This is a genomic window from Actinotalea caeni, from assembly GCF_009733795.1.
Taxonomy (GTDB): Bacteria; Actinomycetota; Actinomycetes; order Actinomycetales; family Beutenbergiaceae; genus Pseudactinotalea; species Pseudactinotalea caeni.
The window spans coordinates 1-25,001 of record NZ_WNXX01000002.1 but is presented as its reverse complement, the minus strand read 5'-3'; the positions used below and the strand labels follow the sequence as shown (position 1 = coordinate 25,001).

Here is a 25,001-nt window from a genome sequence, read left to right as displayed (position 1 = left end):
AGCGACAACCTCAGAGCTTGATCTCGATGTTGACGTCCGCCGGCAGGTCGAGACGCATGAGCGAGTCGACGGCCTTCGGCGTCGGGTCGATGATGTCGATCAGCCGCTTGTGGGTCCGCATCTCGAAGTGGTCGCGGCTGTCCTTGTACTTGTGCGGCGAACGAATGACGCAGAACACGTTCTTCTCCGTCGGCAGCGGCACCGGGCCCACGACTGTCGCGCCAGCGCGGGTCACCGTGTCGACGATCTTGCGCGCCGAGCTGTCGATGACCTCGTGGTCGTAGCTCTTGAGCCGGATGCGGATCTTCTGTCCCGCCATGGCGTCGTTAGTGTCTCTCTCTTCGTACCGCTCCGACCGACCCCCGCGCTCGGGCGTGTCGCGCTTGTGATCACACTGTCGCGCGGCACATCCGAGCCACTCGCGCTGTGCGGGTGGCCACCGTGTGGCTCCCTGCGTGGCGAGGGCGGTCGGGATGGACTGTGGATGGTCCGCCGCCTGACCTCGTGCTCAGCGCTGCTGAGCCCTGCCAGTCGGGCGGACCGGCGGCTGCACTCGCGTCCCGCGGCGTCTCCCTGCGCTCCTCTCGGGACCGCACGAAACTCCACCTCTGGACGAGGCAACCGGACTAGTCTGCCACACGCTCGGCGCGATCCCAAGTCCAGGTGCGGTCCCGACCCGTGTGACTCCCCCCACCCCGGGCCCGCGGCCCGGCGCTCAGCCGCTCGTGGGCTCGGCGATGCGCCCCGAGCCGTCCGGCTCGTACACCAGCGAGCCGCGCTTGATGACGTCGAGACCGTCGGAGACGTCGACCGCGGCGACGCCGCAGAGCTGGCCGACGTCCTCGGTGATGAAGGCGTAGAGCGCCTCGTCCGAGGCGACGGCGACCTCGCCCGAGAGGTTGCTGTGCCCGGTGGTCGCGGCGATGTTGAGGACGTTCGGGCGCGCCGCGAGCGCCCGCCCGACCGCCTCCAGCCGCGAGGGCGCCACCCGCAACCACACGTAGGCGACGACCGGCTGCCCGATGACGGCCGCACGCCGTCGCCACCTACGCGCGAGGCCCGCCGGCAGCTGCTGCTGCCGACGGGCCTCGCGGGGTGCCGGGCTCACACCCGGCGGGAGATCACTTGAGGATCTTGGTCACACGACCGGAGCCGACGGTGCGGCCACCCTCACGGATGGCGAAGCCGAGGCCCTCCTCCATGGCGATCGGCTGGATGAGCTCGACCGTCATCTCGGTGTTGTCGCCGGGCATGACCATCTCGGTGCCCTCGGGCAGCGTGATGACGCCGGTGACGTCGGTGGTGCGGAAGTAGAACTGCGGGCGGTAGTTCGAGTAGAACGGGTTGTGACGGCCGCCCTCGTCCTTGGCCAGGATGTAGACCTGGGCCTCGAACTGCGTGTGCGGGGTGATCGAACCCGGCTTCACGACGACCTGACCACGCTCGACCTCCTCGCGCTTGGTGCCGCGCAGGAGCAGGCCGACGTTCTCGCCCGCCTCGGCGAAGTCGAGCAGCTTGCGGAACATCTCGACGCCGGTGACGGTGGTCTTGAGGGCGGTCGGCTTGATGCCGACGATCTCGACCTCCTCGTTGACGTTGAGGCGACCGCGCTCGACACGACCGGTGACGACGGTGCCACGACCGGTGATCGTGAACACGTCCTCGATGGGCATGAGGAACGGCTTGTCGATGTCACGCACCGGGTCCGGCACGTTCTCGTCGACGGCCTCCATGAGGTCCTCGACCGACTTGACCCACTCCGGGTCGCCCTCGAGAGCCTTGAGGCCCGAGACGCGCACGACCGGGACGTCGTCGCCCGGGAAGCCCTGGCTCGAGAGGAGCTCGCGGACCTCGACCTCGACGAGCTCGAGGATGTCCTCGTCGTCGACCATGTCGGCCTTGTTCAGCGCGACCAGGAGGTAGGGGACGCCGACCTGACGAGCGAGCAGCACGTGCTCACGGGTCTGAGCCATCGGGCCGTCGGTGGCGGCGACCACGAGGATCGCGCCGTCCATCTGAGCCGCGCCGGTGATCATGTTCTTGATGTAGTCGGCGTGACCCGGGGCGTCGACGTGCGCGTAGTGGCGCTTCTCGGTCTGGTACTCCACGTGGGAGACGTTGATCGTGATACCGCGCTGACGCTCCTCGGGAGCGTTGTCGACCTGGTCGAACGGGGTGAACGTGTTCAGGTCGGGGTACTTGTCAGCCAGCACCTTCGTGATGGCCGCCGTCAGCGTGGTCTTGCCGTGATCGACGTGACCGATGGTGCCGATGTTGACGTGCGGCTTGGTCCGCTCGAACTTGGCCTTCGCCACTGTGGGTTCCTCCTGGAACTCGGGTAGGTGTCTTGTCCTGCTCTCGACGGGTGTGCCGATCGCCGGGCCTGCAAAATCCTACGACTTGGGTTGATCTGGTTGGTGCGGCGCCCGGGGGTCGGCTCCTGACGCCGGGTGGGGCTACTCGCCCCGGGTCTTCGCGATGATCTCGTCGGCGACGTTGCGGGGAACTTCCGCGTAGTTGCTGAACTGCATCGAGTACACCGCACGGCCCTGGGTGCGAGACCGCAGGTCACCGATGTATCCGAACATCTCCGACAGCGGCACAAGGGCGCGGACGACCTTGATGCCGGTGGCGTCCTCCATCGACTGGATCTGGCCACGGCGGGAGTTGAGGTCGCCGATGACGTCGCCCATGTACTCCTCGGGCGTACGCACCTCGACGTCCATGATCGGCTCGAGCAGGGCGGGGTCCGCGCGGCGGACGCCCTCCTTGAGGACCATCGAGCCGGCGATCTTGAACGCCATCTCGGAGGAGTCCACCTCGTGGTAGGCACCGTCCTCGAGGGTCGCCTTGATGCCGACGAGCGGGTAGCCCGCGAGCACACCGGTGCCCATGGCGTCCTGGATGCCCGCGTCGACGCTGGGGATGTACTCGCGCGGGATGCGGCCACCGGTGACCGCGTTCACGAACTCGTACATCTCGCCCGACTCGGAGTCCAGGGGCTCGAAGGTGACCTGCACCTTCGCGAACTGGCCGGAGCCACCCGTCTGCTTCTTGTGGGTGTACTCGACCTTCTCCACCTTGCGGCGGATGGTCTCGCGGTAGGCGACCTGCGGCTTGCCGACGTTCGCCTCGACCTTGAACTCGCGACGCATGCGGTCGACGAGGATGTCGAGGTGCAGCTCGCCCATGCCGGCGATCTCGGTCTGGCCGGTCTCGGCGTTCAGGGTGACCTGGAACGTCGGGTCCTCGTCCGAGAGACGCTGGATGGCGGTCGACAGCTTCTCCTGGTCGCCCTTCGTCTTGGGCTCGATGGCCACGGAGATGACGGGCTCGGGGAAGGTCATCGACTCGAGCACGACCGGGTCGTTGATGTCGCTCAGGGTGTCACCGGTGGTGACGTCCTTGAGGCCGATGAACGCGTAGATGTGGCCGGCGTGCGCCTCTTCGACCGGGTTCTCCTTGTTGGAGTGCATCTGGAACATCTTCCCGATGCGCTCCTTCTTGCCCTTGGTCGCGTTGAGCACCTGGGCGCCCGGGGCGACCTTGCCGGAGTACACGCGGACGTAGTACAGCTTCCCGAAGAACGGGTGCGCCGCGACCTTGGAGACCAGCGCCGAGAACGGCTCGTTCGCGTCGGCGTGACGCTCGATCACCGTCTCCTCGTCACCGACGGCGTGACCCTGGATCGAGGGCACGTCCAGCGGCGAGGGCAGGTAGTCGATGACGGCGTCGAGCATGGGCTGCACGCCCTTGTTCTTGAACGCCGAGCCGCACAGGACCGGGAACGCCTCGCCCGCGATCGTGAGCTTGCGGATGCCGGACTTGATCTCGGCGACCGTCAGCTCCTCGCCGCCGAGGTACTTCTCGAGCAGCTCCTCGTCGGACTCCGCGACGGCCTCGATGAGCTCGCTGCGGTACTGCTCGGCCTTCTCCTGCAGGTCGGCGGGGATCTCCTCGACCTTGTAGGCGGCACCCATCTCGGTCTCGCCGCGCCACAGCAGGGCGCGCTGCTCGACCAGGTCGACGACGCCCTCGAAGTCGTTCTCGGCGCCGATCGGCAGCTGGATGACCAGCGGCTTGGCCTTGAGGCGGTTCACGATGGTGTCGACCGTGAAGTAGAAGTCCGCGCCCAGCTTGTCCATCTTGTTGACGAAGCAGATGCGGGGGACGTTGTACTTGTCGGCCTGACGCCACACGGTCTCCGACTGGGGCTCCACGCCCTCCTTGCCGTCGAAGACCGCGACCGCGCCGTCGAGCACCCGCAGGCTGCGCTCCACCTCGACGGTGAAGTCGACGTGCCCGGGGGTGTCGATGATGTTGATCTGGTTGCCGTTCCAGAAGCAGGTCACGGCGGCGGAGGTGATGGTGATCCCCCGCTCCTTCTCCTGCTCCATCCAGTCGGTGGTCGAGGCGCCGTCGTGGGTCTCGCCCATCTTGTAGTTGACGCCGGTGTAGAACAGGATCCGCTCGGTGGTGGTGGTCTTGCCCGCGTCGATGTGGGCCATGATCCCGATGTTGCGGACCTTGGCCAGGTCGGTCAGCACGTCCAGTGCCACGGTTGCTCTCTTCTTGGTTGTGATGAGCAGGGTCGGATGGCCCGCCCCGCGTCGGTGCGCGGGACGGGGCGGGTCGCCTCTACCAGCGGTAGTGCGCGAAGGCCCGGTTGGACTCGGCCATCTTGTGGGTGTCCTCGCGGCGCTTGACAGCGGCGCCCAGGCCGTTGCTCGCGTCGAGGATCTCGTTCATGAGGCGCTCGGTCATCGTCTTCTCACGGCGCGCACGCGCGTAGTCGACGAGCCAGCGCAGCGCCAGCGTGGTCTGGCGGGCGGTACGCACCTCGACGGGGACCTGGTAGGTCGCACCGCCGACGCGACGGGACCGCACCTCGAGGGTGGGTCGCACGTTGTCCAGCGCCCGCTTGAGCACCTGCGCGGGGTCCTGCTGGGTCTTGCTCCGCACGCCCTCGAGCGCGTCGTAGACGATGCGCTCGGCGACGGACTTCTTGCCGTCGAGGAGGACGCGGTTGACCAGCTGGCTGACGGTGGTCGAGCCGTAGACGGGGTCGGCGACGATCGGCCGCTTCGGGGCCGGGCCCTTGCGAGGCATTACTTCTTCTCCTTCTTGGCGCCGTAGCGGCTGCGGGCCTGCTGGCGGCCGCGGACACCCTGGGTGTCGAGCGCGCCGCGCACGATCTTGTAGCGCACGCCGGGCAGGTCGCGGACACGACCGCCGCGCACGAGCACGATCGAGTGCTCCTGCAGGTTGTGGCCGACGCCCGGGATGTAGGCGGTGACCTCGATGCCGCTCGACAGCTTCACACGAGCCACCTTGCGCAGCGCCGAGTTCGGCTTCTTCGGGGTCGTGGTGAACACGCGCGTGCAGACGCCACGGCGCTGCGGGCTGCCCTTGAGGGCAGGCGTCTTGGTCTGGCCGACCTTGGCGCTGCGGCCCTTACGGACCAGCTGCTGGATGGTGGGCACTCCGTCTCCGTCCCATGTCTTTCGTACTGCTCGTCAGTACCGCTGTCTGTCCTGCACTGCCCGGTCGCCGTGACCCCCGCACCCGGGCGTGTCGCCCCGGGTCGGACGCACCGCACGACGCCGGATGACGAGGTGTCGGTGTGCTCGGGCCGGTTCGACGCCGCCGTGCTGCTCGACCGCGCCATCACCCCGGAGGGCGGCACGGGCCAAACTGCGCACACGCGAGAGCCCGCCTCAGCGGGCACCGTCGTCCAGGGTACAACACGGATGGCCTTGCTCAAAAGCCGTCGAGGGCGCCGGAACGGCCGGGGAGGCCGAGATCACACGCCCGGGGTCACGGGGGTTCACCGATCGCGACCGACGTCGCGATCGGGGTCGACGCCCAGGCGCGCCTCGGCGCGCTCGAGGTCGGCGACGTGCATGCCGAGGACGACGAGGATCACCCTGTCGCCGACGTTCTCGACGGCGACCCGCGCACCGGAGCCCAGGTCCCAGGAGGTCCGGGACCGGCCGCTCGACCGGTCCCCGGGTCCACCGAGCAGCTCGGCGAGCACCGCGAGCACCTCCTGCTCGACCGCCCGCAGCCGCGCCTGCTGGGCCGGGTCGTCGGCGCGATCGCTCAGGCCGACGGTCAGCTGCCCGAGCTCGCCGTCCAGCAGCAGGCAGTCCGCCCGCGCGCGGCGGTGCGGCAGACCGGTCATGAACAGGATGCCGCGCTCCTGCGCGGACCGCACGGTCCAGCCCAGCCGCTCGGCGGTCGCCAGCACCTCTCCCCGGCGCAGCGGCCGCTCCCCCTCGGTGAACGCGGACACGATCGCCCTGACGTCGTCGGCGGCGGCGTGCGCGAGAGCTGTCATCGCCTCCGACCCTAGCGACCGCACCCGTGCCGCCGAGTTCGCACCCTTCCGCCGAGTTCGCACCGTGCACGGTGCGAACTCGGCGCGACGGTGCGAACTCGGCGCCACGAGGGGGCGACGGCGCCACGAGGGGGCGACTGCGCCACGAGGGGGCGAGGTCGGTCATGCCGGCCGGACTAGGTTGTGGGCGTGACCGGCTCCGCTGGACGCGCGCTGGCGCGGCGGCTCAGCACCACCGACGCGGTCGTCGTCGGGCTGAGCGCGATGCTCGGCGCGGGCGTCTTCGCGGTGTGGGGGCCCGCGAGCGCTGCGGCGGGCGACGGGCTGCTCGTCGCGCTCGCTCTCGCCGGCGTCGTCGCGCTCTGCAACGCGACCTCCTCGGCCCAGCTCGCGACGCACCACCCGGCCTCGGGCGGCACCTACCTGTTCGGGCGACGCGTGCTCGGCCCGTGGTGGGGGTTCCTCGCGGGCTGGGGCTTCGTCGTCGGCAAGACCGCCTCGTGCGCGGCGATGGCGCTCACGTTCGCCGCCTACCTGACGCCGGACCCGGCACGGCAGCGTCTCCTCGGGGTGCTCGCCGTCGTCGCGCTCACGGCCGCAGGCCTGCGCGGCATCACCCGCACCGCGCAGGTCGCCCGCGCGCTGCTGCTGGTGACGCTGGCCGGGCTGGTCGTCGTGCTGGTCGCGGGCGGGGCGAGCGCTCCGGCGGCCGCCGCGCCGCTGCCTGCGGCGCCCGGCTGGTACGGCGTGCTGCAGGCGGCCGGCCTCGTGTTCTTCGCGTTCGCGGGCTACGCGCGGATCGCGACGCTCGCCGAGGAGGTCCGCACGCCCGCGACGATCGGGCGGGCGGTGCTGGTCGCGCTCGGGCTGGTGCTGGCGCTCTACGCCGCCGTCGCGGTCGTGCTGGTGCGGACGCTGGGCGCGGAGCTGCCCGGCACGGCGGCACCGCTGGCGGCGCTCGCGTCGGAGACCGGGCTCCCCGCCGTCGGGCCGGTCGTGGTCGTCGCGGCCGCCGCAGCGGCGCTCGGCGCGCTGCTGGCCCTGCTGACCGGCGTCGGCCGGACCGTGCTCGCGATGGCGAGGGAGGACGACCTGCCGCGACCGCTCGCCGCGGTCGGCGAGCGGCACCGCGTGCCGCACCGGGCCCAGCTGGTCATCGGCGCCGCGGTGCTCGCGCTCGTGCTGCTGACCGACCTGCGGGCCGCGATCGGGTTCTCGTCCTTCGGGGTGCTGCTCTACTACGCGGTCACCAACGCCGCCGCGTTCGCGCAGCCGCGCGAGCAGCGGCGCTGGCCGCGTGCGGTGCAGGCCGTCGGGCTGCTCGGCTGCCTCGTCGTGCTGGCGTGCCTGCCGCTGGGGTCCGTGGTCGGCGGGCTCGCGGTGCTCGCCGTCGGCGTGGTGCACCGGCTGCTGCGGCGCCGTGGCCAGGCGCCGGCCTGACGGCGTGCGTCAGGTCTCGACGCCGAGGTAGGCCTGCACCACCCGCTCGTCGGCGAGCAGCTCGGCGGCGGGCCCGCTGTGCACGATCTCGCCGCTGGCGAGCACGTAGCCGTGGTCGGCGGCGCGCAGCGCGCGCCGCGCGTTCTGCTCGACGAGGACGACGGTCGTCCCCGCCGCGCGGATCTCGCCGATGACGGCGAAGACCTCGTCGACGACGAGCGGGGCCAGACCCATCGACGGCTCGTCCAGCAGGATGAGGCGCGGGCGCGCCACGAGCGCGCGACCGATCGCGAGCATCTGCTGCTCGCCGCCGGAGAGCGTCCCGGCGAGCGAGCGGCGCCGCTCCCCCAGCACGGGGAACCGGTCGTACACCTCGGCGATGCCGCCGCGCCCCGTGTGCCAGCCGCCGAGCAGCAGGTTCTCCTCGACGGTCAGCGTCGCGAGCACCTGGCGACCCTCGGGGACCTGCACGAGCCCGTCGCGCACGAGCCGGTGAGCCGGGGTGCGGGTGATGTCGCGGCCCTCGAAGAGGATTCGGCCCCCGCGGGGGCGGACGACGCCGCTGATCGCGTTGATGATCGAGCTCTTGCCGGCGCCGTTGGCACCGACGAGCGTGACGAGCGACCCCGCGGGGACGACGAAGTCCACCCCGCGCACGGCCTCCACGCGGCCGTAGCCGACGCGGAGGCCCTCGACGGCGAGCGCCTGCTCGGTCACGGCGTCTCCTCCTCTCGCTCGGCGCTGCCGAGGTAGGCGTCGACCACCCGCTGGTCGGCGGCGACCTGCTCCGGGTCGCCCTCGGCGATGACCGCGCCGAAGTCCAGCACGACGATCCGGCTGCAGGTGCGCATCACCATGCCCACGTTGTGCTCGATGAGCAGGATCGTCAGCCCGTCGCGCGCGAGCGAGGAGATCAGCTCGGACAGCTCCTCGGCCTCCCGGTGGTTCATGCCGGCCGCGGGCTCGTCGAGGATGAGCAGCGACGGGTCGGACGCGAGCGCACGGGCGATCTCCAGCCGCCGCTGGTCCCCGTAGGACAGCGCCGAGGCCGGCGCCGCCGCGCGGTCCGCGAGCCCCACGCGCTGCAGGCAGCGTGCGGCGTGCTGCAGCGCCTGCTGCTCGTCGCGCCGCGCCGAGGGCAGCCACAGCAGGCGGCGCAGGAGCGTCGGTCGCGTGACCAGGTGCCCGCGCTGTCTCGCGGATTCCGGCACCGTCCGCCTGCTGGCGCCGGGTCGACGACGCGGGGCCGCTAGCGTGACCCCGTGCCGCTCGCCGTCGAGATCTGCGTCCAGGACCCCGCGGGCGCACGCACCGCCCTGGAGCAGGGTGCCACCCGGGTGGAGCTGTGCTCGGCCCTCGAGGTGGGGGGCCTGACGCCATCCCGCGCGACCATCGAGTCGGTCCGTGCCCTCACCGCGCACCCGGGTTGGCTCAACGTGCTGGTGCGACCCCGGCCCGGCGGCTACGTCTACTCCCCCGCCGAGATCGACCTGACCTGCGCCGACGTCGCGCACGCGGTCGCCGCCGGCGCCGACGGCGTCGTGGTCGGCGCCCTGACCGCCACGGGCGGCGTCGCCACCGCCCACCTCCGTGCCGTGCTCGACGCGGCGCAGGGCCGCACCGTCACCTTCCACCGCGCCTTCGACGTGATCGAGGACCGGCGCGCCGCCCTGGACGTGCTCGTCGATCTCGGCGTGGACCGGGTGCTCACCTCCTGCGGCCGGTCGCGCGCCGTGGACGCGCTGCCGGAGCTCGCAGCGCTCGCTCGCGCCGCGGCGGGCCGCGTCCAGCTGATGGCGGGCGGTGGCGTCCGGCCCGAGGACGTCCCGGCCCTGGCGGCCGCCGGCTGCGACGCCGTCCACCTCTCCGCCCGCCAGCGGGCCGAGGGCGGCCAGGGCGGCCAGGGGACGGCATGGCGCACGGACCCGAGCACCGTTGCCGCAGCCGCGCGCACCGCAGCCGTCCTCTGATCGTCGCGCGGCAGACCGGAGGTGAGACGACCCAGCACCGCACGTGACGCACGAACGCCCCCGACCCAAGAAGGGCCGGGGGCGTCCGTGTCAGGTCGGGGTCAGCGGTAGTCGCTGAACCCGCCGAGGTCGAGCTCCTCGAGCGCGATCGCGTCCGCGCCGTCGGAGATCGGCCCGTAGTCGATCTCGTCGTAGCCGAAGCTCGGGTAGATCTCGGCCTTCGCCTCCTCGGTGGGCTCCACCCGGACGTTGCGGTACCGGGGAAGACCGGTACCCGCCGGGATGAGCTTGCCCAGGATGACGTTCTCCTTGAGACCCAGCAGCGAGTCGGAGCGACCGCTCATCGCGGCCTCCGTCAGCACCTTGGTGGTCTCCTGGAACGACGCCGCCGACAGCCACGAGTCGGTCGCCAGCGAGGCCTTGGTGATACCCATCAGCTCCGGACGACCGGAGGCGGGGGTGCCGCCCTCGGACACGACGCGACGGTTCTCGTCCTCGAACCGGCCACGCTCGGCCAGCTCGCCCGGCAGCAGGTTGGAGTCACCCGAGTCGAGCACGGTCACGCGCCGCAGCATCTGCCGCACGATGACCTCGATGTGCTTGTCGTGGATGTCCACACCCTGCGAGCGGTAGACCTCCTGGACCTCGTCCACGAGGTGCTTCTGCACCGCGCGCGGACCGAGGATGCGGAGCACCTTCTTCGGGTCGACGGCGCCGGAGACCAGCTGCTGGCCGACCGCGACGTGGTCGCCGTCCTGGACCAGCAGGCGCGCACGCTTGCTGACCTGGTAGACGATCTCCTCGCTGCCGTCGTCCGGCGTGAGCACGAGACGACGCGCACGGTCGGTGTCCTCGATCGCCAGCCGGCCGGCCATCTCCGCGATCGGGGCCTCACCCTTGGGGGTGCGGGCCTCGAACAGGTCGGTGACGCGCGGCAGACCCTGCGTGATGTCGTCGGCCGAGGCCACACCACCGGAGTGGAACGTCCGCATGGTCAGCTGGGTACCGGGCTCACCGATCGACTGCGCCGCGATGATGCCGACGGCCTCGCCGATGTCCACGAGCTCACCGGTCGCGAGCGACCGCCCGTAGCACTTGGCGCAGGTCCCGACGCGCGACTCGCAGGTCAGCACCGAGCGCACCTTGATGGTCTCGACGCCCGCCGCGATCATCTTCTCGATGAGCACGTCGCCGACGTCGTCGCCCGACTCGCCGAGCACGGTCCCGTCCGCCGTCACGGCCTGACCCGCGAGGGTCCGGGCGTAGACGCTGGTCTCGACCTTCTCGTGGCGACGCGCGACGCCGTCCGGGCCGACCTCGATGATCGGCAGCGTGAGGCCGCGCTCGGTGCCGCAGTCCTCCTCGCGGATGATGACGTCCTGCGACACGTCCACCAGACGCCGGGTGAGGTACCCGGACTCGGCGGTCCGCAGCGCGGTGTCGGCCAGACCCTTGCGGGCACCGTGCGTCGCGATGAAGTACTCGACCACCGTGAGGCCCTCACGGTAGTTCGACTTGATCGGACGCGGGATGATCTCACCCTTCGGGTTCGCCACCAGACCACGCATACCGGCGATCTGACGCACCTGCATCCAGTTGCCTCGGGCGCCGGAGGTGACCATCCGGAACACCGAGTTCTGGTCGGGGAAGTTCTTCCGCATCTCGGCGTCGACGTCGTCGGTCGCCTGGGTCCAGATGCCGATGAGCTCCTGACGACGCTCGTCGTCGGTGATGAGACCACGGTCGTACTGCGACTGGACCTTGGCGGCCTTCTCCTCGAAGCCGGCCAGGATCTCGGCCTTGCGCTCCGGGGTCACGACGTCGCCGATACCGATCGTCACACCGGACCGGGTGGCCCAGTGGAAGCCGGCCTCCTTGAGCGCGTCGAGCGAGGCGGCGACCTCGACCTTCGGGTACCGCTCGGCGAGGTCGTTGACGATCGTCGAGAGGACCTTCTTGTCGACCACCTTGTTGACGTAGGGGTAGTCGACCGGCAGCAGCTCGTTGAACAGCGCGCGACCCAGCGTCGTCTTGAACGCGATCGGCTCGCCCTGGGTCCAGCCCTCGGGGGCCTCGAAGCCCTCCGTCGGCGGCACCAGGTCCTCGAGACGGATCGTCACGGCGGCGTTGAGGTCCAGCTCACCGGCGTCGAACGCCATCATCGCCTCGGCCGGCGAGGTGAAGACGCGCCCCTCACCCGCGACGCCCTCGCGGGCGCTGGTGAGGTGGAACAGACCGATGATCATGTCCTGGGTCGGCATGGTCACCGGGCGGCCGTCGCTCGGCTTGAGGATGTTGTTGCTCGACAGCATGAGGATGCGGGCCTCGGCCTGCGCCTCGGCGGACAGCGGCAGGTGCACCGCCATCTGGTCGCCGTCGAAGTCGGCGTTGAACGCGCCGCACACGAGCGGGTGCAGGTGGATCGCCTTGCCCTCGACCAGCTGCGGCTCGAACGCCTGGATGCCCAGACGGTGCAGCGTGGGCGCACGGTTCAGCAGCACCGGGTGCTCGGTGATGACCTCCTCGAGCACGTCCCACACGACCGAGCGCGCACGCTCGACCATCCGCTTCGCGGACTTGATGTTCTGGGCGTGGTTGAGGTCGACCAGGCGCTTCATGACGAACGGCTTGAACAGCTCGAGCGCCATCTGCTTCGGCAGGCCGCACTGGTGCAGCTTGAGCTGCGGGCCGACCACGATGACCGAGCGGCCCGAGTAGTCGACGCGCTTGCCCAGCAGGTTCTGACGGAACCGGCCCTGCTTGCCCTTGAGCATGTCGGAGATCGACTTGAGGGGCCGGTTGCCCGGGCCCGTGACCGGACGACCACGGCGACCGTTGTCGAACAGCGAGTCCACGGCCTCCTGGAGCATCCGCTTCTCGTTGTTGACGATGATCTCCGGCGCGCCCAGGTCCAGCAGCCGCTTGAGGCGGTTGTTGCGGTTGATGACGCGGCGGTACAGGTCGTTCAGGTCCGAGGTCGCGAAGCGGCCACCGTCGAGCTGCACCATCGGGCGCAGGTCCGGCGGGATGACCGGGACGCAGTCCAGGACCATGCCCAGCGGGCTGTTCTTGGTCGTCTGGAAGGCGTTGACGACCTTGAGCCGCTTGAGCGCACGGGTCTTGCGCTGGCCCTTGCCGGTGCGGATGATCTCGCGCAGCGACTCGGCCTCGGCGTCCAGGTCGAAGGTCTCCAGACGCTTCTGGATCGCCTCGGCACCCATGGCGCCCTTGAAGTAGTTGCCGTAGCGGTCCTGCAGCTGCCGGTACAGCATCTCGTCACCCTCGAGGTCGGCGACCTTGAGGTTGACGAAGCGGTCCCAGACCTGCTCGAGACGCTCGATGTCGGCGTCCGCCCGCTTGCGCAGCTGCGCCATCTCGCGCTCGGCGGAGTCCTTGACCTTGCGGCGCGCGTCGGCCTTGGCGCCCTCGGCCTCCAGCTCGGCGAGGTCGGCCTCGAGCCGCTCGGCGCGCTTGGCGATGTCGAGGTCGCGCTGCTTGATGATCGCCTCCTTCTCGAGGTCGATCTCGTTCTGCAGGCTCGGCAGGTCCTCGCGACGGCCCTCCTCGTCGACCTCCGTGATCATGTAGGCCGCGAAGTAGATGACCTTCTCGAGGTCCTTCGGCGCGAGGTCGAGCAGGTAGCCCAGGCGCGACGGGACGCCCTTGAAGTACCAGATGTGGGTGACGGGGGCGGCGAGCTCGATGTGGCCCATCCGCTCGCGGCGCACCTTGCTGCGGGTCACCTCGACGCCGCAGCGCTCACAGATGATGCCCTTGAAGCGGACGCGCTTGTACTTGCCGCAGTAGCACTCCCAGTCCCGGGTGGGGCCGAAGATCTTCTCGCAGAAGAGCCCGTCCTTCTCCGGCTTGAGGGTGCGGTAGTTGATGGTCTCCGGCTTCTTGACCTCGCCGTGGGACCAGGCGCGGACGTCCTCCGCGGTGGCCAGACCGATACGGAGCTCGTCGAACACGTTGACGTCGAGCAATTGGTTTCCCTACTTCCTTCGACCTGTGGTCGTGGGTGGAGTCTTCGAGGATGGAGGAGCGTTCCGCCCCGGCGCCGGCTCACCGGCGCCGGGGCGTCGCTCAGATCTCCTCGACGCTGCTCGCGTCGGGGCGACGGGACAGGTCGATACCGAGCTCCTCGGCTGCCCGGTACACCTCCTCGTCGGTGTCGCGCATCTCGATCTGGGTGCCGTCGGAGGAGAGCACCTCGACGTTCAGGCAGAGCGACTGCATCTCCTTGATGAGCACCTTGAAGGACTCGGGGATGCCCGGCTCGGGGATGTTCTCGCCCTTGACGATGGCCTCGTAGACCTTCACACGGCCGGGGATGTCGTCCGACTTGATCGTCAGCAGCTCCTGCAGCGCGTAGGCCGCGCCGTACGCCTCGAGCGCCCACACCTCCATCTCGCCGAACCGCTGGCCACCGAACTGGGCCTTACCGCCCAGCGGCTGCTGCGTGATCATCGAGTACGGACCGGTCGAGCGCGCGTGGATCTTGTCGTCGACCAGGTGGTGCAGCTTGAGGATGTACATGTAGCCGACGGCGACCGGCTCGGGGAACGGCTCGCCGGAGCGGCCGTCGAACAGCCGCGCCTTGCCCGAGGTGTCGACCAGGCGGTCGCCGTCGCGGGTCGGACGTGCCGACTCGAGCAGCCCCTTGAGCTCCTCCTCGTGCAGACCGTCGAACACCGGGGTGGCCACCGGGCTGCCCGGCTCGCCGGTCAGCGCCTCGGGGGCGAGGTTCGCCGCCCACTCGGCCTTCGGGTCGGCCTCCCAACCCTGCTTGGCGACCCACCCGAGGTGCGTCTCCAGCACCTGGCCGACGTTCATGCGGCCCGGCACACCCATCGGGTTGAGGATGATGTCGACCGGCGTGCCGTCCTCGAGGAACGGCATGTCCTCGACCGGCAGGATCTTGGAGATGACGCCCTTGTTGCCGTGACGGCCGGCGAGCTTGTCGCCGTCGGTGACGTTGCGGCGCTGCGCGATGTAGACGCGGACCAGCTGGTTCACGCCCGGGGGCAGCTCGTCGCCGTCCTCGCGGTTGAACTCGCGCACGGCGATGACCGTGCCCGACTCGCCGTGCGGGACCTTGAGCGAGGTGTCGCGGACCTCGCGCGCCTTCTCGCCGAAGATCGCGCGGAGCAGCCGCTCCTCCGGGGTCAGCTCGGTCTCACCCTTCGGGGTGACCTTGCCGACCAGCACGTCGCCGGCGCCGACCTCGGCACCGATGCGGATGATGCCGCGCTCGTCCAGGTCGGCCAGCACCTCGTCGGAGACGTTCGGGATGTCCCGCGTGATCTCCTCCGGGCCCAGCTTCGTGTCGCGGGCGTCGACCTCGTGCTCCTCGATGTGGATCGAGGTGAGGACGTCGTCCTGCACGAGGCGCTGCGACAGGATGATCGCGTCCTCGTAGTTGTGGCCCTCCCACGACATGAACGCGACCAGCAGGTTGCGCCCGAGGGCGAGCTCGCCCTCGTCGGTGGCGGGACCGTCCGCGAGCACCGAGCCGGCCTCGACCCGCGCACCCTCGTCGACCAGCACGCGCTGGTTGTAGGAGGTGCCCTGGTTCGAGCGGCGGAACTTGGCGACCCGGTAGGTGAAGGTGGTGCCGTCGTCCTCGGCCACGACGATCGAGTCGGCCGACACCTCGGTCACGACACCCGGCTTGCGGGCGACGATGACGTCACCGGCGTCGACGGCGGCACGGCGCTCCATACCGGTACCGACCAGCGGCGCCTCCGACCGCACCAGCGGCACGGCCTGGCGCTGCATGTTCGCGCCCATGAGCGCGCGGTTGGCGTCGTCGTGCTCGAGGAACGGGATCATCGCGGTCGCGACCGACACCATCTGGCGTGCGGAGACGTCCATGTAGTCCACGTCCTCGGCCGGGACGTCGATCGCCTCGCCGCCACGGGTGCGGACCAGCACGGTGTCCTCGAGGAAGCGGCCCTTGTCGTCGAGCGGGGCGTTCGCCTGCGCGATGACGTAGCGGTCCTCGTCGTCGGCGGTCAGGTACTCGACCTCGTCGGTGACCTTGCCCTTGACGACCTTGCGGTACGGCGTCTCGACGAAGCCGAACGGGTTGATCCGCGCGTAGGTCGCGAGCGAGCCGATCAGACCGATGTTCGGACCCTCGGGGGTCTCGATCGGGCACATGCGGCCGTAGTGGCTCGGGTGGACGTCACGGACCTCCATGCCGGCGCGGTCGCGGGACAGACCACCCGGGCCGAGCGCGGACAGGCGCCGCTTGTGGGTCAGACCCGCGAGCGGGTTGTTCTGGTCCATGAACTGCGAGAGCTGGCTGGTGCCGAAGAACTCGCGGATCGAAGCCACCACGGGGCGGATGTTGATCAGGGTCTGCGGCGTGATCGCCTCGACGTCCTGCGTCGTCATGCGCTCGCGCACGACGCGCTCCATCCGGGACAGGCCGGTGCGGACCTGGTTCTGGATGAGCTCGCCGACCGCACGGATGCGACGGTTGCCGAAGTGGTCGATGTCGTCGGTCTCGACCGGCAGCTCGACCTCCTCGCCGTTGCGGACGCCCGTGATGGTCGTCTCGCCCTTGTGGAGGGCGGCGAGGTAGCGGATCGTCGCGACGACGTCCTCGAGCGACAGCGTCGAGTCGCTCAGCGGCTTGTCGACGCCGAGCTTCTTGCCGATCTTGTAGCGGCCGACCTTGGCGAGGTCGTAGCGCTTGCTGTTGAAGTAGAAGTTGTCGAGCAGCGCGGTACCGGCCTCGACCGTCGGCGGCTCGCCCGGACGGATCTTGCGGTAGATGTCCAGCAGCGCCTCGTCCTGGGTGTGGACGTTGTCCTTCTCCAGGGTCTCGATGACGGCCGGGTAGTCGGCGAAGGTCTCGCGGATCTCGCCCTCGGTCATGCCGAGCGCCTTGAGGAAGACGGTCACCGACTGCTTGCGCTTGCGGTCGACGCGGACGCCGACGGCGTCGCGCTTGTCGATCTCGAACTCGAGCCAGGCGCCGCGCGAGGGGATGACGCGCGCGGTGAAGATGTCCTTGTCCGAGGTCTTGTCGGCGGCGCGCTCGAAGTACACGCCCGGCGAGCGGACGAGCTGCGAGACGACGACGCGCTCGGTGCCGTTGATGATGAACGTGCCGCGCTCGGTCATGAGCGGGAACTCGCCCATGAAGACCGTCTGCGACTTGATCTCACCGGTCGTGTAGTTGACGAACTCGGCCGTCACGAAGAGCGGGGCGGAGTAGGTGAAGTCCTTCTCCTTGCACTCCTGCGCCGTGTACTTCGGCGGCTCGAAGCGGTGGTCCCGGAACGACAGCGACATCGTCTGGCCGAAGTCCTCGATCGGGGAGATCTCCTCGAAGATCTCCTCCAGGCCCGAGGTGGTCGGCACCGCGTTGTTGCCGGAGGCGACGGCGGCCTCGACGCGAGCGCGCCACGCGTCGTTGCCGAGGAGCCAGTCGAAGCTCTCGGTCTGGAGACCGAGGAGGTCCGGCGCGGAGAGGGGTTCGTGGATCTTCGCGAACGAGACCCGGCGAGAAGCGGTACGGAGTTCGATGTCAGTGGCAGTGGGAGCGTTAGAGGTGCGCGAGGCAGCCAAGAGGGGTCCTTCCCGGCGTCGTGTGGCTTGCGCGTGCGGAACCGCCCCGGTCAAGCCCTGCCGGGTTGGCGCTCGCTCCTACCCAACGGGTAGTCGCACGAGCGTGGCCGCAAACCGGCGGAAGGGCAGGACGGGGTCAGAGAGCACAGAGCAAGGACCAACTATAGGGCACGCGCCATCGCATGTCCAGCGCCCGCCACTGGGCCACCGGTAAGTGACGCACACCATACTCCCCACCCGCGCCACGCCGCCACTCAGCCCCCGCGCCACGCCGCAGGCGGGTTCCGGCGGTGGGCGCGAGGCGCTCTGGGACCTGCGCCCGCGACGCTTGGGCTGCGCCACGGCGCGGTCCCCGGCCGAGCACCCACCACCCGCCGCATCCGCCTCGCGCCGGCTCCGCCGGTCGCCAGCTCGTGCCCTGGAGCCGAGCTCGTGCCGTGGTACCGAGCTCGTGCCGTGGCGCCGAGCTCGTGCCGTGGCGCCGAGCTCGTGCCGTGGCGCCGAGCTCGTGCCGTGGTACCGAGCTCGTGCCGTGGCGCCGAGCTCGTGCCGGGCCCGGCACGACCTCGGCAGCGAAGCACGAGCTCGACGGCGAAGCACGACCTCGGGAGGCACACCGCCTCCCCCGCCGCACATCCGCGCCCGCCGGCGCGAGCTCGTACCCTCGTGCCGAGCTCGTAGCGTGCACCGTACGAGCTCGGCACCGAGGTACGAGCTCACGCCACGGGGCCGGGCACGACGAAGGCCCGCACCGAACGGTGCGGGCCTTCGTGACGCTGTCAGGCGGTCGTCACTTGACGGTGACGGTGGCGCCGGCGGCCTCGAGCTGCTCCTTGGCCTTGTCGGCCTGCTCCTTGGCGACACCCTCGAGGACGGGCTTGGGGGCGCCGTCGACGAGGTCCTTGGCCTCCTTGAGGCCGAGCGACGTGAGCGCACGCACCTCCTTGATGACCTGGATCTTCTTGTCGCCGACGGTCTCGAGGATGACGTCGAACTCCGACTGCTCCTCGGCGGACTCCTCGGCGGCGCCGGGCGCACCCGGGGCGGCGGCCACGACGGCAGCGGCCGGGGCGGCAGCGGTGACCTCGAAGACCTCCTCGAACTGCTTCACGAACTCGGAGAGCTCGATGAGGGTGAGCTCCTTGAAAGCCTCGATGAGCTCGTCGGTGGTGAGCTTCGCCATGATGGCGTTCCTTCCTGTGTGGGTCCTACCGGGCCGGCTGGGGCCGGGCAGGGGCTTGGCGCAGAGAAGCGCGGTGGGTGGTGTGGCGCAGCCTCAGGCGGCTTCGCCGGTGGACGCCTGCTTCTCGCGCAGGGCTTCGATGGTGCGCACCGCCTTGCTGGCAGGAGCGGTGAAGACGTAGGCAGCCTGGAACAGCTTCGCCTTCATCGCGCCGGCCGCCTTGGCCAGCAGCACCTCGCGGGACTCGAGGTCCGCGAGCTTGGTCACCTCGGCGGCGCTGAGGGCCCTGCCCTCCATGACGCCGCCCTTGATGACGAGAGCGGGGTTGGCCTTCGCGAAGTCGCGCAGACCCTTCGCCGCCTCCACGGGGTCACCCGAGACGAACGCGATCGCGGACGGACCGGCGAGCGCCGTGTCCCCCTCGAACAGGTCGAGCCCGGCTTCCTTGGCCGCGATGGCGGTGAGCGTGTTCTTGACGACGGCGTACTGGGTGTCCGCGCCGAGCTTGGTCCGCAGCTCGCTGAGCTGCGACACGGTGAGCCCGCGGTACTCGGTCAGGACGGCAGCCGAGGAGTTCTTGAAACGCTCCGTGAGCTCGGCGACAGCAGCCGCCTTGTCAGGCCGTGCCATGGGCCCCTCCTTGATCTTTCGGTGCCACCGGGCCCACACATGACAAGAGCCCCGCGCGCAGGCACGGGGCTCGGAAGGTTCACGGGACGTGACACCGAACTCTCGCCTGCGCAGGCTCCACATCCGTGGACTTCGTCCCGTCTGGTGACGGGCGACCGGCGGTCTTGGGCAGCGGTCAGTCTAGGTCACGCCGTCCAGCACAGCAAATCGGGACGGGCGCCGAGGGTGCAGGTGTGGCCGATCCCACGCCGATCCAGCCGCCACCTGCGGGCACCGGCGACGACGAACGAGAACGGGGCCGCACCCGGCGTGGGTGCGGCCCCGTCGTCGAGCCGTGGGCGCCTGGATCAGGCGGCGCCGTCCTCGGCGAGGTTGCGCGTGCGGGTCGGGTCGAGCGGGATGCCCGGGCCCATCGTCGTGCTCAGCGTCGCCTTGGTGATGTAGCGACCCTTGGCCGAGCTCGGCTTGAGCCGCAGGATCTCCTCGAGCGCCGCCGCGTAGTTGTCGAGCAGCTGCTTCTCGTCGAAGCTCGCCTTGCCGATGATGAAGTGCAGGTTGGCGTGCTTGTCGACGCGGAACTCGATCCGGCCGCCCTTGATGTCGTTGACGGCCTTCGCCACGTCCATCGTCACGGTGCCGGTCTTCGGGTTCGGCATGAGGCCACGGGGACCGAGCACGCGGCCCAGGCGACCGACCTTGCCCATGAGGTCCGGGGTGGCGACCGCGGCGTCGAAGTCGGTGTAGCCGGCCGCGACCTTCTCGATCAGCTCGTCGCCGCCGACCTCGTCCGCACCAGCGGCCTCGGCCTGCGCGGCGCGCTCACCGGTGGCGAACACGATGACGCGGGCGGTCTTGCCGGTGCCGTGCGGCAGGTTGACGGTGCCGCGGACCATCTGGTCGGCCTTGCGGGGGTCGACGCCGAGCCGGAACGCCACCTCGACGGTGGAGTCGAACTTGGTGGTCGCACCCTGCTTGGCGAGACGCACGGCCTCGGCGGGGGTGTAGAGACGGCTACGGTCGATCGGCTCGGCGGCCTTGCGGTAGCTCTTGCTGCGCGTGGTCATCTGCTTCTCCTAGCTCTGAGCAGTCGTGGTGCGGGCCCGCGCGGCCCTTCCACTGGGTGGCCTCCCGGCGACGGCCGGGAGGTGCGGGGACCTCAGTCGGTGACGGTGATCCCCATCGACCGGGCGGTGCCGGCGATGATCTTGGCGGCGGCGTCGAGGTCGCGGGCGTTGAGGTCGACCAGCTTCTGCTGCGCGATCTCGCGGACCTGCTCCTGGCTGAGCGAGGCGACCTTGACGGTGTGCGGGGTCGAGGACCCCTTCTGCACGCCGGCGGCCTTCTTGATCAGCTCCGCGGCGGGCGGGGTCTTGGTGATGAAGGTGAACGAGCGGTCCTCGTACACCGTGATCTCGACCGGGATGACGTTGCCGCGCTGCGACTCGGTCGCGGCGTTGTACGCCTTGCAGAACTCCATGATGTTGACGCCGTGCTGACCGAGCGCGGGGCCGATCGGCGGCGCGGGGTTGGCCGCGCCGGCCTGGATCTGGAGCTTGATGAGGCCGACGGCCTTCTTCTTGGGGGGCATTGCCTTCTCCTGTGTGGTGGGCCGACGCCGTGGGCGATGACCCGGTTGCATCCCGGCGACGGTGGCCGCCGGGCGGTGACGCCGTCGCGATCGGGCCGGTCAGAACCGGGTGCCGACGCACGCGGCGCGGGACTGCAGGTGGTGCGTCAGATCTTGGCGACCTGGTTGAACGACAGCTCGACCGGGGTCTCGCGGCCGAAGATCGACACGAGGACCTTGAGCTTCTGGGCCTCGGCGTTGATCTCGGAGATCGTGGCCGGCAGCGTGTCGAACGGGCCGTCGGTGACGGTGACCGACTCGCCGACCTCGAAGTCGACCTCGACCGGCGCCGCGGCCGAGGTGGTGCCGCCGCGCTGCACCGGAGCCTTGGCCTCGATGGTCGGGGCGAGCATCTTCATGACGTCGTCGAGCGAGAGCGGCGGCGGCGAGTGCGAGGCGCCCACGAACTGGGTGACGCCCGGCGTGTGCCGCACGGCGCCCCAGGACTCGTCGGTCATCTCCATGCGGACGAGGACGTAGCTCGGGATGCGCACGCGCTTGACGACCTTGCGCACCGAGTTCTTGACCTCGACGACCTCCTCCATCGGCACCTCGACCTGGAAGATGTAGTCCTCCATGTTGAGGGACTGGATGCGCGACTCGAGGTTCGCCTTCACGCGGTTCTCGTAGCCGGCGTAGGAGTGCACGACGTACCAGTCGCCGGGGAGCATCCGCAGCTCGCGGCGGAAGGCCTCGACCGGGTCCTCCTCCGCGTCCTCGGCGGGCTCGACCTCGTCGGCGGGCTCGACCTCGTCGGTCGCGTCGGAGGCCTCGGCGGCCTCCGCGGCGCTCTCGTCGGTGTCGACGGCGGTGCTCTCGTCGGTCTCGTCCGCGGTCTCGACGGCCGTGGTGGGCTCCTCGTCGACCTCGGCCGCGACGGGCTGGTCGAGGGGCTGCTCGGACACGGTGACCTGCTTCCTTGGCTTATCTGGTGGTGTGGTCTGGGGGTGGGGCCGTCAGCCGCCGAACGCCCACAGGACGAGCCTGCCGATCGCGAAGTCGAGGACGCCGACGTAGGCCATCACGACGAGCACGAACACGATGACGACGGCGACGTAGGTCCCCAGCTCCTTGCCGGTGGGGGTGACCACCTTGCGCAGCTCGGAGATGACCTGCCGCACGAACAGCACGATCGCCGCGATCGGGCCCCGGCGCTCGTCCTTGCCGGCGCGGGCCGCGGGGCGGGCGGCGGGACGCGCTGCGGGCTTGCCGCCCGACCGCGCGGCCTGCTTGCGCTCGCGCGCAGCCTCACGGCTGCGGGCCACCGCCGCGGCGGTGGCGGGCACCGCGTCGTCGTCGCGGTCGGCGTCGTCGGAGTCCTCGGACCCGGCGGGCTCGTCGGCCACGGCGTCGTCGTCAGCGGTACCGGCCTCGTCGGCGTCGGCAGCGGCGTCCGCCGCGACGTCGTCCGTCGGCTCGGTGGAACCGTCGGCGAGCCGACCCTCGTCGTCGTCGGGGGCACCCGGCGACGCGTTGGTGGACCTGCTCACTCGTGCTTCCTCACTGACTCGGTGCGGGTCGGCCGGAGCTGGCGCGACCTCCTCGGGGCGCTGGACGGGCCCCCGCCGGACCCGTCCGCGGCGACCGCGGACCAGGCCCTGGCAGGGCAGGAGGGACTCGAACCCACAACCGCCGGTTTTGGAGACCGGTGCGCTACCAATTGCGCCACTGCCCTAGGACGATCCCCGCCTCCCGCGGCCCGTCGTCCGGCGCGTGCCGGGCAGCGAGCAGCATGGCGGAGGAGACCACCGGGGATCGAGTGTACCTGCCGAGCGCGCGTCGGTCGAACACGTCCACCGCGACGCGCGCTGCGCGGCCCGTGGGCGGCCGTGGGCGGCCCGTCGCGCACGGCGCGGAACCGCCCTCACACCAGCCGGTACCCCATGCCGCGGACGGTCTCGATCCGGTGGGCGCCGACCTTCTTGCGCAGGTACCGCACGTAGACGTCGACGACGTTGCTGCCCGGGTCGAAGTCGTAGCCCCACACGCGCGAGAGCAGCTGCTCCCGGCTGAGCACCTGGCCCGGGTTGCGCAGGAACGTCTCCGCGAGCGCGAACTCGCGCGCGGACAGGTCGACCTCGGTGCTGCCGACCGCCAGCCGCCGCGAGCGCAGGTCGAGCGAGAGGTCGTTGTGGGTGAGGACGTTGACCTCCGCGCCGGCGGCGGAGTCCTGCCGCAGCCGCAGCCGCACCCTGGCCAGCAGCTCCTCGAAGCGGAACGGCTTGGCGACGTAGTCATCGGCGCCGCCCTCGAGCCCGGCGACGGTGTCGGTGACCGAGTTGCGGGCCGTGAGGATGATGACCGGGGTCGTGACGCCCAGGCTGCGGATGGTGCTCAGCACCTCGAAGCCGTCGACGTCCGGCAGCCCGAGGTCGAGGATCAGCAGGTCGAACTCGCCGCTGGTGGCGAGGTCGATGCCCTCCCGGCCGGTGCCGACGTGGTGCGAGGTGTAGCCGGCCGACCGCAGCCCCTTCGCGACGAAGGACGCGATCCGCTCCTCGTCCTCGACGATCAGGATCTGGCTCATGGCACCTCGTGGGGGTCGTCGGGTCGGGGTCCGTCGAGCGGCAGCACCATCGTGAACGTGCTGCCGATGCCGGGGCGGGAGTCGAGCTCGACGGTGCCGCCGTGCGCCTGCGCGATCGAGCGCACGATCGTCAGGCCGAGCCCGGAGCCCTCGGCACCGCTGCGCTCGGCCCGCACGAAGCGGTCGAAGACGCGGTCGTGGTCGGCGGGGTCGATGCCGATGCCCTCGTCGCGCACCCAGAGCCGGACGACACCGTCCCCGGCCGCGGAGCCGAGCGCGACCGTGGAGCCCTCGGCGGAGAACTTGACGGCGTTGCTCGCCAGCTGCAGCCAGGCCTGCGTCACCCGGCGCGCGTCGAGGGTCGTCTCGACCTCGGCGAGGCCGTCGAGCGTCCAGCGCCGCTCTCCCAGCGGCCGCGCCTTGGTGAGCACCTCGTCGGTGAGCACCGCGACGTCGGTGGGCTGCGGCGTCACGAAGTCGGGGCGCCGCGCCTTGGCGAGCGTGACCAGCTCCTCGACCAGCGAGTTCATGCGGTCGAGCTCGTCGAGCGCGACGGCGCGCGAGGCGGCTGCGTCCTCGGGGTCGGCGGGGTCCATGAGCTCGAGGTGGCCACGGACGACGGTGAGCGGCGTGCGCAGCTCGTGGCCGACGTCGTCGAGCAGCTGCCGCTGCGAGGCGAAGGCGTTCTCCAGGCGGTCGAGCATCCCGTTGACGGTGCTCGTCAGCTCGGCGAGGTCGTCGTTGCCGACCACCTCGATGCGCTGCGACAGGTCGTCGGAGGAGCCGATCTGCGCGGCGGCGCTGCGCAGCAGCGCGACCGGCTTGAGCAGGTCGCTGACGATGAGGAAGCCGAGCGCGGTGATGAGCACGACGGCACCGAGCGCCACGAGCGCGTAGGTGCGGTAGGTGTCGGCGAGGACGGCGTGCTCGGCCGTGCGGTCGAACGCGAGCACGAGCGCGCCGGAGCTGGAGCCGCCCACGACCGGCACGACGAGGACCCGGTAGCTGCTCTGCTCGGTGGTGACGGTGGTCGTGAGGGACGCCCCCGCAGGCGACTGCCGCAGGAGCTCCACGCGGGCCTCGGTCATCGGCCCGAGCAGCCGGATCAGCTCGCGGTCCTGCTGGAGCTGGTAGGGGTACTCGGCCGGCTGGTTGTAGCGGTGCTCGCCCTCGACGAAGGCGACCATGCCCTCGTTCGGGCCGGGCACGATCCGCCCCAGGGCGACCAGCAGCAGCTGCGAGACGTCCTCGAAGGGCAGGCCCGTCTTGGGGTCGACGCCGTCCTCGGCCAGGGCGAGGAACTCGGTTCGGCTGCGGTCGAGCGCGCCGTCGATCATGTCGTCGAGGCGGTTGCGCTCCAGCACGTAGGCGGTGGAGCCGGCGACCAGCAGCGCCAGCGCGGTCAGCAGGCTGAGCGCGGCGAGGACGCGGGTGCGCACGCTCCAGTGCCACCGCCGCCGTGCCGCCTCCGTCATCGCGTCAGTATCACGGATCGCTCCGGAGGGCGTGGCGGCGGGCGACGCCGCCGGGACGGGGCGGGGCACGCCGGCCGCCAGCTCCTCGGTGTCGCGCTCCGTGGACGCGGGTCGGCCCCGGACCTCAGGTCCGGGGCCGGCCTGCTGCCGTGCCATCGACGACGTCAGTCGCCGGACGCCGCGGACGGGGCGCTCGGCGCCGAGGCGGGGCTCGGCGGGGTCGCC

21 protein-coding genes and 1 tRNA gene are annotated in these 25,001 nt (G+C 70.7%); 2 read left to right on the top strand and 20 right to left on the bottom strand.

Annotated elements, in window-relative coordinates:
• Positions 1-10: 10 nt before the first annotated feature.
• From rpsJ to GPA02_RS01940, 7 genes are all read right to left on the bottom strand, one after another.
• Positions 11-319, bottom strand: coding sequence for a 30S ribosomal protein S10 (gene rpsJ / locus GPA02_RS01970; protein ID WP_015883628.1), 309 nt, complete (start codon positions 317-319; stop codon positions 11-13).
• 396 nt (positions 320-715) lie between these two features.
• Positions 716-1,108: an Lrp/AsnC family transcriptional regulator gene (locus GPA02_RS01965; protein ID WP_156198178.1), complete on the bottom strand. Its 393-nt coding sequence runs from the start codon at positions 1,106-1,108 to the stop codon at positions 716-718.
• A gap of 13 nt (positions 1,109-1,121) precedes the next feature.
• Entirely contained in the window at positions 1,122-2,315 is a 1,194-nt protein-coding gene (gene tuf / locus GPA02_RS01960; protein ID WP_156198177.1) for an elongation factor Tu, read from the bottom strand.
• A 141-nt stretch (positions 2,316-2,456) separates the two neighbouring features.
• Positions 2,457-4,559 carry an elongation factor G gene (fusA, locus tag GPA02_RS01955; protein WP_156198176.1) on the bottom strand — a complete coding sequence of 701 codons (2,103 nt, stop codon included), beginning with the start codon at positions 4,557-4,559 and terminating at the stop codon, positions 2,457-2,459.
• A 79-nt stretch (positions 4,560-4,638) separates the two neighbouring features.
• The gene (gene rpsG / locus GPA02_RS01950) at positions 4,639-5,109 is read right to left on the bottom strand and encodes a 30S ribosomal protein S7 (protein WP_156198175.1); all 471 of its coding nucleotides are present in this window, start codon (positions 5,107-5,109) and stop codon (positions 4,639-4,641) included.
• On the bottom strand, positions 5,109-5,483 hold the full coding sequence (gene rpsL, locus GPA02_RS01945; protein ID WP_156198174.1) for a 30S ribosomal protein S12: 375 nt from the start codon (positions 5,481-5,483) through the stop codon (positions 5,109-5,111). Before rpsL ends, rpsG begins: the two co-directional genes overlap by 1 nt.
• 344 nt (positions 5,484-5,827) lie before the next feature.
• The gene (locus GPA02_RS01940; RefSeq protein ID WP_156198173.1) at positions 5,828-6,340 is read right to left on the bottom strand and encodes a DUF6301 family protein; all 513 of its coding nucleotides are present in this window, start codon (positions 6,338-6,340) and stop codon (positions 5,828-5,830) included.
• Between the two features lie 189 nt (positions 6,341-6,529).
• Here GPA02_RS01940 and GPA02_RS01935 point away from each other — a divergent pair, with 189 nt between their 5' ends.
• A complete protein-coding gene (locus tag GPA02_RS01935; protein ID WP_240133825.1) occupies positions 6,530-7,780 on the top strand; it encodes an APC family permease in 1,251 nt (416 codons plus the stop codon).
• Between the two features lie 9 nt (positions 7,781-7,789).
• On the opposite strand, the gene GPA02_RS19070 is transcribed toward GPA02_RS01935, so the two are convergent.
• Positions 7,790-8,497: an ABC transporter ATP-binding protein gene (locus tag GPA02_RS19070; RefSeq protein WP_204986476.1), complete on the bottom strand. Its 708-nt coding sequence runs from the start codon at positions 8,495-8,497 to the stop codon at positions 7,790-7,792.
• Positions 8,494-8,991: an ATP-binding cassette domain-containing protein gene (locus tag GPA02_RS19065; RefSeq protein ID WP_240133824.1), complete on the bottom strand. Its 498-nt coding sequence runs from the start codon at positions 8,989-8,991 to the stop codon at positions 8,494-8,496. Before GPA02_RS19065 ends, GPA02_RS19070 begins: the two co-directional genes overlap by 4 nt.
• Positions 8,992-9,042: 51 nt before the next feature.
• Between GPA02_RS19065 and GPA02_RS01925 the strand changes: the two genes are divergently transcribed.
• On the top strand, positions 9,043-9,750 hold the full coding sequence (locus GPA02_RS01925) for a copper homeostasis protein CutC (protein ID WP_156198172.1): 708 nt from the start codon (positions 9,043-9,045) through the stop codon (positions 9,748-9,750).
• 101 nt (positions 9,751-9,851) lie between these two features.
• On the opposite strand, the gene GPA02_RS01920 is transcribed toward GPA02_RS01925, so the two are convergent.
• The 11 genes from GPA02_RS01920 to GPA02_RS01870 form a co-directional block, all read right to left on the bottom strand.
• A complete protein-coding gene (locus tag GPA02_RS01920) occupies positions 9,852-13,736 on the bottom strand; it encodes a DNA-directed RNA polymerase subunit beta' (RefSeq protein ID WP_156198171.1) in 3,885 nt (1,294 codons plus the stop codon).
• Between the two features lie 100 nt (positions 13,737-13,836).
• Positions 13,837-17,334 (bottom strand): DNA-directed RNA polymerase subunit beta, encoded by a 3,498-nt coding sequence (gene rpoB / locus GPA02_RS01915; protein ID WP_156198170.1) that lies wholly within the window; start codon positions 17,332-17,334, stop codon positions 13,837-13,839.
• Positions 17,335-18,124: 790 nt separating this feature from the next.
• A complete protein-coding gene (gene rplL, locus GPA02_RS01910) occupies positions 18,125-18,517 on the bottom strand; it encodes a 50S ribosomal protein L7/L12 (protein WP_156198169.1) in 393 nt (130 codons plus the stop codon).
• Positions 18,518-18,610: 93 nt separating this feature from the next.
• Entirely contained in the window at positions 18,611-19,147 is a 537-nt protein-coding gene (rplJ, locus tag GPA02_RS01905) for a 50S ribosomal protein L10 (protein WP_156198168.1), read from the bottom strand.
• Between the two features lie 347 nt (positions 19,148-19,494).
• Positions 19,495-20,211, bottom strand: coding sequence for a 50S ribosomal protein L1 (gene rplA, locus GPA02_RS01900; RefSeq protein ID WP_156198167.1), 717 nt, complete (start codon positions 20,209-20,211; stop codon positions 19,495-19,497).
• A gap of 92 nt (positions 20,212-20,303) precedes the next feature.
• Positions 20,304-20,735 carry a 50S ribosomal protein L11 gene (gene rplK, locus GPA02_RS01895; protein ID WP_156198166.1) on the bottom strand — a complete coding sequence of 144 codons (432 nt, stop codon included), beginning with the start codon at positions 20,733-20,735 and terminating at the stop codon, positions 20,304-20,306.
• A 146-nt stretch (positions 20,736-20,881) separates the two neighbouring features.
• Positions 20,882-21,679, bottom strand: a complete 798-nt coding sequence (nusG, locus tag GPA02_RS01890; protein WP_156198165.1) for a transcription termination/antitermination protein NusG — start codon at positions 21,677-21,679, stop codon at positions 20,882-20,884.
• 51 nt (positions 21,680-21,730) lie between these two features.
• Entirely contained in the window at positions 21,731-22,264 is a 534-nt protein-coding gene (secE, locus tag GPA02_RS19510; protein WP_338027413.1) for a preprotein translocase subunit SecE, read from the bottom strand.
• A 109-nt stretch (positions 22,265-22,373) separates the two neighbouring features.
• Positions 22,374-22,449, bottom strand: a tRNA-Trp gene (locus GPA02_RS01880).
• 189 nt (positions 22,450-22,638) lie between these two features.
• Entirely contained in the window at positions 22,639-23,301 is a 663-nt protein-coding gene (locus GPA02_RS01875; RefSeq protein ID WP_156198164.1) for a response regulator transcription factor, read from the bottom strand.
• A partial coding sequence (locus GPA02_RS01870; RefSeq protein ID WP_338027412.1) for a sensor histidine kinase occupies positions 23,298-25,001 on the bottom strand: 1,704 nt, incomplete at its 5' end. The genes GPA02_RS01875 and GPA02_RS01870, both read right to left, overlap by 4 nt.